Here is an 8,891-nt window from a genome sequence, read left to right as displayed (position 1 = left end):
GGCCTAGCGCCCTCCCCTGCCGCGCCGCAAGCGGAAAGCGTGCTCACGGCACTGTCATCGCCCCGGCATTAACCTCATAAAATACTGCCTCCTTCTTGCCGATATCGCTGTGTTAACGTCGGCTTAATCGGCCCGCCCGGGCCGCAAGGGGGACCAGAGATGCAGCTCAAGGCCAACGCCTTCCGTCTCAACGAAACGGTGCGCGGGGTGGAGACCATGACCCGCTTCGCTCTCGCGGTGCTGGCACTGGCTTCGGGCGTCTATACCTATCTTGGCGTCCGAGGCATTCTCGACGGTTCGGCGACCTTCGTCTTCTTTGCCGCCATCATCTATTCGGCTGCTGTCTCCGTCGCCATTTATGCCTTCTGGAGCTTCATGCTCCGCTTCGTGCCGCTGGTGACCTCCGGCGTGCAACGCATCGGCCTCTTCATCACCATGGCCATCGGCTGCGCCATGATCATCGCCATGTCGTCCTGGCTCAATGCCGCCGCCCTTGCCGGCTCGGCGGCCACCGAACAGCACATGGCTGTCACTCTGCAAGGCTATGCCGAAGACCTCGACCAGGCCCATGCCAATGCGCTTGCCGCCCAGAGCCTCCTCCCCGACGTACAGCGCGCCGCCGAACGCTTTTCGGGCCTTGCGGCCGACGAGCGCGAATCCGGCGCCCTGACCGGCACGACCGGCTCGGGCAGCGTCGTGCAATTGCTGACCCAGATGGGCTCGCAGATGAACCAGCTGGCCGCAACCATTACCGGCAGCCGCGAAGAGGTTGCGGCCCTCTTCGAACAGGGGTCGACCCGCCTTGCCGCCATGCGCGAACTGGTTTCCACCCCCGGACAGATCGAACCGCGCGCCGACGCCTTCCAGACCGAGGCCGTGCAGCTTTCCGCCGTCATCGCTGCCTTGCAGCAGACCGGCGTCGCCGCTTCCGTAAAACGCGCTTCGGCCGACCTTTCGGCCGGCTTCATTGCGCCGGTGGCCGATGGTCGTTCGGCCGACCTTGCCAATCGGCAGGATCAGGTGATGGAAACCGTGCGCGCCTCCGTTGCCGCCCAATCCACCGCCCTCAGCGCCGCCGCCGACGAAATTCTGGCCACCCCGCGGGTCGAGCAACGCCGCTATGTGCCGCTCTCCAGCGCCGAAGCCGTCATCCGCTATTGGCAGGATTTCATTCCGTCCTGGGCCGGCGCCATCTCCATCGATCTGCTGCCGGTGGTGCTCGTTCTAGTGCTGATGATCGTCAACGACGCGATGCGAAAGGATTCATCCTCGCTCGAGGAGGCAGAAAACATCACGGCGGCGGAAATGCTGCGGGCCCTGGCGCTCTATCGCCGCATGGAAGCCGCCGGCATCGACGTTGCCACCGGCCAGCCCAGACCGGAACCGCTGGCGCCTTCCGAAGACCTGCCCGCAGCCGCAGAACTGCCACCCGATGACGGCACGGTTACCCCCATCGATGCCGGCCAGCGCAAACGCACCGACGGCCCGCGGCCGGCATGAAGACTGAGGCAAACCACCGCGCGCCTTCGGCCAGTCCCGGCATCATCGCCCGGCTCGCCGCCATAGATGATGGCAATATCATCCGCGTGGCCTTCTTCGCCCTGCTGATCGGCACGGCAAGCGTGCTCTATGTCGATTTTCGCGAACTGGCTCTCAGCGAGCCGGCTGCCCTGGCACCAACCTTGACGCCCATCCTGCCCCCGGCAGATCCAGGCAGCGGGGTCGAGGGGCGGCCCATGCCACACATCACCTCGTCGCCGGAAACCCTCGATGCTCCACTCACCATCGCGCTCGAAAGTGGCGGCGACTTGCAACTGACAGGCACCATCGATCCCGGCTCCGCTCTCCGCTTTGCCACGGAGATTGAACAGCGCGGCGAATACGTGAAGACTGTAGTTCTTGATTCGCCCGGAGGATCAGTGATGGACGCGCTGGAGATCGGCGCCCTCATCCAGGAGAAAGGCCTCGCGACAAAGGTCGCCGCCGGAAACCTCTGTGCCTCGTCCTGCCCCATAATTTTCGCTTCGGGTGCCGAGCGCCTCGCTACCGCCGACTCGGCCATTGGCGTGCACCAGATCTATGCCGCATCGCTCGGCGAAGCATCGCGCGATGCTTTTGCCGTGGCTGGTGTTGCCATGGCCGATGCGCAATCAACCACAGCCGAAATCACGAGACATCTGACCAAAAGCGGCGTCGACCCGGCCCTTTGGCTGCATGCGCTCGATACGCCGCCCGACCGGCTCTATTATTTTTCAGGAGAGGAGATGCAGCGTCTGAAGCTTGTCACGCAATTCATCGAGAATTGAACGCCCGCCAGGAACCGGTGGAGGACCGGGACCGTTAGGCGGGTAAGGGCCAAAAGTGCCCAAAATACCTCGTGGAGGAGGCTACCATGTCCGCTACGCATACTCTGACGCGACACAGCGATATCCAGAGCTGGGTTACCGATCGCAAGGGCATTCCCGCTGTCGCGCGTATCCGCAATCGCTTTGGTGAGGAGAAATCGAAGCTCCTGCTGCGCTTTGTCCGCAGCCAGGGCGGCACGACCGACGATGGCATGAGCCCTTGTTCGTGGACCGCCTGGTTTGCCGAACTGGATCGCCAGCAATTGGCCCTGAAGGTGACGCAGGCCGGAGACTGCGAACTCGTCCCGCGCGCCGCACTCAACTAGGCCGACCAAGCCAAAAAATCAGGCCCGGGCTTGTTGCTCGGGCCCATCCCGCGAAATTCCAATAGCCATAACGGGCGCCACGCAAACGCGGTCGCGTCCGCGCGATTTTGCTTCGTAAAGCGCCGTATCGGCGCGCCGCAGCAGGTCGGCAAGGCTTTCGCCCGCCTCCATGGCGGCGATCCCGAACGAGGATGTGATCTGTCGCTCCATACCGCGCTCTTCCACCGGGAGTTCGCGCAACAGCCGCCTTGCCGCTTCCGCCGCGCCTCGGGCCACGCCGAGGTCTCCGCCGGGCAGCAAAACGGCAAATTCCTCGCCGCCCAGGCGCCCGATGACGGCACGAAGATCAAAGCTCTCCTTCAGCACGCGACCGAAAGCGGCGATGGCCCGATCGCCCGCTGCATGGCCAAAGCTGTCATTGATGGCTTTGAAATGGTCGAGGTCGGCCACGATCATCACCGCTGGCGCCCCCGCCCGCACAGCCAGCAACCTGGCCTTTTCGGCTCGATCCTCAAAGCCGCGCCGATTGAGCAGGCCCGATAGCGTATCGGTCTCTGACCGCGCGGTCATGTCGGCCATCATGTCACGCACGATGATGAGCAGGATGAGAAGACCATTTGAGATCAGCAGCACCGCCGCCGTGCTCTGCGAAATCGCGGCATAATTGCTGCCAAGATATCCCTGCGGCGACCCTCCCGAGCCGATCAGCAAGGCAATGAAAGGCTTGGAGAGGAAATTGAGCGCGACCAGCACCATCAGGCCGACCAGCGCCATGTCGAGCGCACGATTGGATTTTCGCGACAGGATAAGCGCGGCTCCGACAAGCTGCAGGACCGCATAGGGCGCCTGATAGAGAATGGCGCGAATGAAGGAATCGCGCGGCATATCGAGAATGGCGACATTGATGGCGAGCGAAGCCACGACAATCAGAGCGAGAATGAGCCACGGCGGCCGGATGCCGTAGTGACGGGCGATACCCACATTGGAAAGGGCAAGCGCAAAGAGGAATGCCGCGAAGATGGAAACGCTGACCGGCCTTGCATCGACCTGATAGGGCAGGATGAATTCGAAGACGCCATTGAGGATGCCGGTCGCATAGGCAAGCGCCAGCCAGCGCGCGCCGATGGCACCGCGGTAATAGGCGGCAACAATGCCGAAGGCTGTGGCGAACAACCCCGCAATGAAGAGGTTGATGGCCAGCACAAAGCCTGCTGCGCTCATGGAGATTTCCGGCACGGTGGGACTGATCCGATCGTGCCGTCGTTTCGGTAAAGAAACGTTAAGTTTTCACCGAAAACCCCGCCTCAGCGGGGCGTGACCCCAAGCGCCTCGGCCAGAAGCGCGAAGGAGCGGCGGCGCAATTCATAGGAGTGGATGGTGGTGGTGATCATCACCTCGTCGGCCTGGGCTTCCCGCGCCTTCGCCGTGATTTCTTCAGCCATGCGTTCGGCACTGCCGACCATCCACAGGGTACCCTGATGCGCAATCACCTGCTGTTGCTGCGGCGTCAGGGTTTTGGCGCGCTCGATGGCTTCTTCCGGGGGCGTCAAACGGCGCTGCTCGCCGGTGACGAAGAGGGCCCAGTTCACGGCCTGTGAGGTCGCAAGATACTTCGCTTCCTCATCAGTCGGCGCGGTGATGACCGAGAGACAGAGAATCGTGCGTGGCTCGGGAAAATCCGCCGATGGCTCGAAGGCGGCACGATAGGAGGCAAAAGCGGGGGCTGCCGGGGTGTGCGAAAAATGCGCCGCAAAGGCATAGCCAAAGCCGATCTGGCCCGCAGCCTCTGCACTGGCGCCGGACGAGCCAAGCAGCCATTTGGGCGGCAGACGAACGCCACCGGGCGAAACCGGAACCCGTGAGAACGGATGATCGGACGGGAAATTGTCCTCGTCAAACGCCATCAGTTCCGCGAGATAATTGGAAAATTCCTCGCCGCCACCGGAGCGCAGGGCTCGCATGGCATAGCCATCCCCGCCCGGGGCGCGGCCAAGCCCGAGATCGATACGGCCCGGATGCAGCGCCTCGAGCGTGCGATAGGCCTCGGCAATACGCAGCGGCGCATGGTTGAGCAGCATGACGCCGCCCGATCCGACGCGGATGCCCTTTGTCGCCGCAGCAGCACTGCCGATGAGAATTTCCGGCACGGAAGACGCGATGCTCGGCATGCCGTGATGCTCGGCATACCAGAGCCGTTCATAGCCCAAACTGTCGGCGGCCTGCGCCAGTTTCACCGTCTCCGCCATGGCCTCCGCCGTCGAACTGCCCTGTGCGATCGGGGCAAGATCCTGCAAGGAAAGCTTGAAACTGGCGGACATGGGAAACTCCAAAAGGTTGTGCCGCTTATATCGGTATCTGCCGATGGATTTCCAGAGGCTTACGCAAAGCGCGCTTTTATGCTAGCCTTGGGTGAATGAGGGTTATGCTGTGCGGCGTGCTATTCTTCTGACGATGCTATTGGGTGCCTGTGGCACCGGGACTGCCAACGCGCAGAATCTGCTCGATCCCCATCCGCTGGCCGGCGTCGTTGATGAACTGCGCTTCGGCCTCCACGCCTACAATGTGCACGGCGCAATGCTGCCGTTCCTCGTCAATGAGTGGCAGATCACGGAAGTCCGGAGCCTTAGCTTCGACGTGCTTTTCGTCTCTCCCGACATCGATGCCTTCCGCTGGATCGGCTCGCCCCGGCCCGAGATCGGGACCACCATCAACCTCGGCGGCAAGGAAAATCTCCTCCATGCCGGCCTCACCTGGCAATTGCCTGTCTTTGATACGCCGATTTATCTCGAAGGCACCTTTGGCGCTGCCATTCATGACGGCGCCTTGACCGGCGCCGCTTATCCGACGAAGAATTTTGGCTGCCGCATCAATTTCTACGAGCGCTTCGGTATTGGCGCCAATCTCTCGGACAATGTGACGGCAACCGTCACCTACGAACACACCTCCAATAACAACTACTGCGAGGCCAATGACGGCCTCTCGAACTTCGGCGTTCGACTGGGCTGGAAGTTTTAATCCTTTCATGCGCATAATATCCGCGAGGCCCTCGCGGATATTTTCTTTATGAAGATCTCTGGGAACACCACTGTCGCCTTGGCGGCATATCTGTTGTTTTCAGTTCCTGCGCTTGCGCAGGATTTTGGCGTGTCCGAAATTCGTGGCGGAATCTTTTCCCATAGCGTCGATGAGCCTGGAAGCTTTCTGGGCATGCTCAATGCCGAGCGCGTCCATGACATCAATGTCGAGCTGCTGTTCGACGCGCCAAGCCTGACCGAATGGGTCACACTCGGCGAATTGCGCCCCCATATAGGCGCCACGCTGAGCCTAGGGGGCCTTGAAAACATGGTCTATGCCGGCGCGAGCTGGACCGTGCCCCTGTTCGATTCGCCGGTTTTCGTCGAAGTCGCCTTTGGCGGCGCCGTGCACACGGGCAACAATATCGGCCCGACGCCGATGCCGGCACGGAGCCTGGGCTGTTCGCTGCTGTTCCACGAAGCGGCCAGTATCGGCGTCCAACTTACGGAAAATGCCTCGATCATGGCCACGATCGAGCACGCCTCCAATGCCAATCTCTGCCTCGACAATCGCGGCCTGACCAATATGGGCATCCGCCTCGGCTGGAAATTTTAGGCGACCTGCCCTGCCGACCAGCCTGAGGCCCAGGCCCATTGGAAATTGTAGCCGCCGAGCCAACCAGTCACATCAACTGCTTCGCCTACAAAATAGAGGCCCGGTACAGAGCGCGCCATCATCGTCTTGGCGTCGAGCCCGGTGGTGTCGACGCCGCCCAGCGTCACCTCAGCCGTGCGATACCCTTCAGAACCCACCGGCTTCAGCGTCCAGCGACTGACCTGATCGGCCACCGGTTGCAGTTTCTTGTCCGAGAAATCGCCGATCATGCCCGGCTGGTTGATCATTTCGCCAAGCAGTTGAGCCAGGCGCTTTGGCAGATGCCCGGCCAGCACGGTTTGCACATGGTTGCGCGGCTGCTCTTTTCGCGCCGCCTGCAGCATGGCCAGCGCGTCCTGTTCCGGCAAGAGATCGATGGAGATACTATCGCCCTCGCGCCAATAGGACGAGATCTGCAGGATCGCCGGGCCGGAAAGCCCGCGATGGGTAAAGAGCAGCGCTTCGCGGAACTTGGTCTTGCTGTGGCTGACAATCGCGTCGGTCGAAACACCGGCCAATTCCTTCAGCTCCTCCAGCTTGCCTTCCTCAAAGGTCAGCGGCACGAGGGCCGGGCGCGTATCAGTAACCGCCAGCCCGAATTGCTTGGCCAGCGAATAGGCAAATCCGGTCGCGCCCATCTTCGGGATCGATTTGCCGCCCGTCGCGACGACGAGGCTCTCGCAGGTGACATAGCCGTCACCCACCAAGACCTTGAAGCCCTCGTCGATCTTCTCCACCGAGCCGACCGAACGGCCCGTCCAGATCGCCGCACCGGCCTGCCTGAGATCGTCGATCAGCATGGACACGATCTGCGTCGCCGGCCCATCGCAAAACAGCTGTCCCAGCGTCTTTTCATGAAAGGAAATGCCACGCTTCTTCACGCGCTCGATGAACATATCGGGCGTGAAGCGTGACAGCGCCGAAAGCGCAAAGCGGGGATTGCTGCTGAGGAAGCGCTCGCGGCCCAGAACATGGGTCGCATTGATATTGGTGAAGTTGCAGCGCCCGCCTCCTGAAATACGGATTTTCTCGCCGGGGTTCTTGGCATGGTCCACCACCAGCACGCGGCGGCCGCGGCGCCCCGCCTCGATGCCGGCCATGAGGCCCGCGGCGCCCGCGCCCAGGATGATGATATCAAAATCGGTCATTTCGGGCCTCTCGCCGCTCTTTGCCTTCCCGTATAGTCCCCCGTGCCGCCGCGCCACTCCAATTTCATTGACTCTTTCCTATTTGAGAGTATGAGAAGTCCTGCTTTTCCTATGAGAGCACTGATTTTCATGCGCAGCTTCGGCCACATCGCCGTTTTCATGACCACCCGGCCTAAGGCCGGGTTCATGCTTGCCATGACCAAAACCACCAAAACCGTCTGACGCTTTTCCCCGGGTTCCCTCCCGCCGGGGAGAGGCTCAAAGCACTGACCGCGATGGAAGATCATCGCGCGGGGGCGGAAAAGGTAAAGGGACCGGAGTTCCAAAATGGGTTATCGCGTCGCTGTCGTCGGGGCCACGGGCAATGTGGGCCGCGAAGTTCTCAACATTCTCGCCGAGCGCAACTTTCCGGCTGATGAGGTCGTCGCACTCGCCTCGTCCCGTTCGATCGGCAAGGAAATCTCTTACGGCGACAAGGTTCTGAAGGCCAAGGACCTGCAGCACTTCGATTTTTCCAATATCGACTTTGCCATCATGTCGGCCGGCGGCTCGATTTCCAAGGAGTGGGCACCGCGCATCGCCGCCGCCGGTGCCATCGTCATCGATAACTCGTCCTACTGGCGCTACCACTCGGACGTGCCGCTGATCGTTCCGGAAGTGAACGGCCACGTGCTCGATCGCTGGCTCGCCGACGCCAAGCGCAACAATATCATCGCCAACCCCAACTGTTCCACGGCCCAGCTCGTCGTGGCGCTGAAGCCGCTGCACGACGCGGCCACCATCAAGCGCGCCGTGGTTGCGACCTACCAGTCGGTTTCCGGCGCCGGCAAGGAGGGCGTCGACGAGCTCTGGAACCAGACCAAGGGCATTTTCGTCAACGATTCGCCCTCGCCGCAAAAATTCCCCAAGCAGATCGCCTTCAACGTCATCCCGCACATCGACGTGTTCATGGAAGACGGCTACACCAAGGAAGAGTGGAAGGTGCTCGCCGAGACCAAGAAGATCCTCGATCCCAAGATCAAGGTCACCTGCACCGCCGTCCGCGTGCCTGTGTTCGTGGGCCACTCGGAAGCTGTCAATCTCGAATTCGAAAAGCCGATCTCGGCCGACGAAGCACGCGATCTCCTGCGCGAAGCGCCGGGCATTTCCGTGCTCGACAAGCGCGAAGCCGGCGGCTACGCGACCCCGGTCGAAGCCGTGGGCGAATACGACACCTTTGTCAGCCGTATCCGTGAGGACGTGACGGTCGAGAATGGTCTTGCCATGTGGGTTGTCTCGGACAACCTGCGCAAGGGTGCCGCGCTCAACACCATCCAGATCGCCGAAGCCCTCATTGAAAAGGGTTACAAGGCCCGCGCTCTGGCCGCCTGATAGGCCACCTGACCGACGCGCAATTTTGCGCT

The 8,891-nt window shown here is 61.8% G+C and carries 9 protein-coding genes; 6 read left to right on the top strand and 3 right to left on the bottom strand.

The features are described 5' to 3' along the window. Positions 1-159 precede the first annotated feature (159 nt). From J7557_RS08510 to J7557_RS08500, 3 genes are all read left to right on the top strand, one after another. On the top strand, positions 160-1,500 hold the full coding sequence (locus J7557_RS08510; protein ID WP_291419280.1) for a hypothetical protein: 1,341 nt from the start codon (positions 160-162) through the stop codon (positions 1,498-1,500). Beyond that, on the top strand, positions 1,497-2,306 hold the full coding sequence (locus J7557_RS08505) for a hypothetical protein (RefSeq protein ID WP_291419278.1): 810 nt from the start codon (positions 1,497-1,499) through the stop codon (positions 2,304-2,306). The genes J7557_RS08510 and J7557_RS08505 overlap by 4 nt, the downstream gene beginning before the upstream one ends. 86 nt (positions 2,307-2,392) lie before the next feature. Further along, positions 2,393-2,671 carry a hypothetical protein gene (locus tag J7557_RS08500; protein WP_291419277.1) on the top strand — a complete coding sequence of 93 codons (279 nt, stop codon included), beginning with the start codon at positions 2,393-2,395 and terminating at the stop codon, positions 2,669-2,671. 18 nt (positions 2,672-2,689) lie between these two features. On the opposite strand, the gene J7557_RS08495 is transcribed toward J7557_RS08500, so the two are convergent. Together J7557_RS08495 and J7557_RS08490 are read right to left on the bottom strand one after the other, a co-directional pair. Beyond that, entirely contained in the window at positions 2,690-3,892 is a 1,203-nt protein-coding gene (locus tag J7557_RS08495) for a GGDEF domain-containing protein (protein ID WP_291419275.1), read from the bottom strand. 83 nt (positions 3,893-3,975) lie between these two features. Next, complete coding sequence (locus J7557_RS08490; protein ID WP_291419273.1) at positions 3,976-4,989, bottom strand: LLM class flavin-dependent oxidoreductase; 1,014 nt, start codon at positions 4,987-4,989, stop codon at positions 3,976-3,978. Between the two features lie 109 nt (positions 4,990-5,098). Here J7557_RS08490 and J7557_RS08485 point away from each other — a divergent pair, with 109 nt between their 5' ends. Continuing rightward, the gene (locus J7557_RS08485; protein WP_291419271.1) at positions 5,099-5,686 is read left to right on the top strand and encodes an acyloxyacyl hydrolase; all 588 of its coding nucleotides are present in this window, start codon (positions 5,099-5,101) and stop codon (positions 5,684-5,686) included. Between the two features lie 129 nt (positions 5,687-5,815). Beyond that, positions 5,816-6,301: an acyloxyacyl hydrolase gene (locus J7557_RS08480; protein ID WP_291419269.1), complete on the top strand. Its 486-nt coding sequence runs from the start codon at positions 5,816-5,818 to the stop codon at positions 6,299-6,301. On the opposite strand, the gene J7557_RS08475 is transcribed toward J7557_RS08480, so the two are convergent. Then, entirely contained in the window at positions 6,298-7,488 is a 1,191-nt protein-coding gene (locus tag J7557_RS08475; RefSeq protein ID WP_291419267.1) for an NAD(P)/FAD-dependent oxidoreductase, read from the bottom strand. The genes J7557_RS08480 and J7557_RS08475 overlap by 4 nt on opposite strands. A 327-nt stretch (positions 7,489-7,815) precedes the next feature. Here J7557_RS08475 and J7557_RS08470 point away from each other — a divergent pair, with 327 nt between their 5' ends. Then, positions 7,816-8,859, top strand: a complete 1,044-nt coding sequence (locus J7557_RS08470) for an aspartate-semialdehyde dehydrogenase (protein ID WP_291419265.1) — start codon at positions 7,816-7,818, stop codon at positions 8,857-8,859. Positions 8,860-8,891 lie beyond the last annotated feature (32 nt).

Origin of the sequence: Devosia sp. (assembly GCF_017744655.1) — a bacterium.
Lineage (GTDB): Bacteria > Pseudomonadota > Alphaproteobacteria > Rhizobiales > Devosiaceae > Devosia.
The sequence above is the reverse complement of the archived record's forward strand: the minus strand, read 5'-3'. Positions and strand labels throughout refer to the sequence as shown.

Bases quoted from the DNA above. Each gene is read 5' to 3' on its own strand.
- J7557_RS08470 (WP_291419265.1), top strand. From the start codon at position 7,816: ATGGGTTATCGCGTCGCTGTCGTCGGGGCCACGGGCAATGTGGGCCGC.
- J7557_RS08475 (WP_291419267.1), bottom strand. From the start codon at position 7,488: ATGACCGATTTTGATATCATCATCCTGGGCGCGGGCGCCGCGGGCCTC.
- J7557_RS08495 (WP_291419275.1), bottom strand. From the start codon at position 3,892: ATGAGCGCAGCAGGCTTTGTGCTGGCCATCAACCTCTTCATTGCGGGG.
- J7557_RS08510 (WP_291419280.1), top strand. From the start codon at position 160: ATGCAGCTCAAGGCCAACGCCTTCCGTCTCAACGAAACGGTGCGCGGG.
- J7557_RS08500 (WP_291419277.1), top strand. From the start codon at position 2,393: ATGTCCGCTACGCATACTCTGACGCGACACAGCGATATCCAGAGCTGG.
- J7557_RS08490 (WP_291419273.1), bottom strand. From the start codon at position 4,989: ATGTCCGCCAGTTTCAAGCTTTCCTTGCAGGATCTTGCCCCGATCGCA.
- J7557_RS08505 (WP_291419278.1), top strand. From the start codon at position 1,497: ATGAAGACTGAGGCAAACCACCGCGCGCCTTCGGCCAGTCCCGGCATC.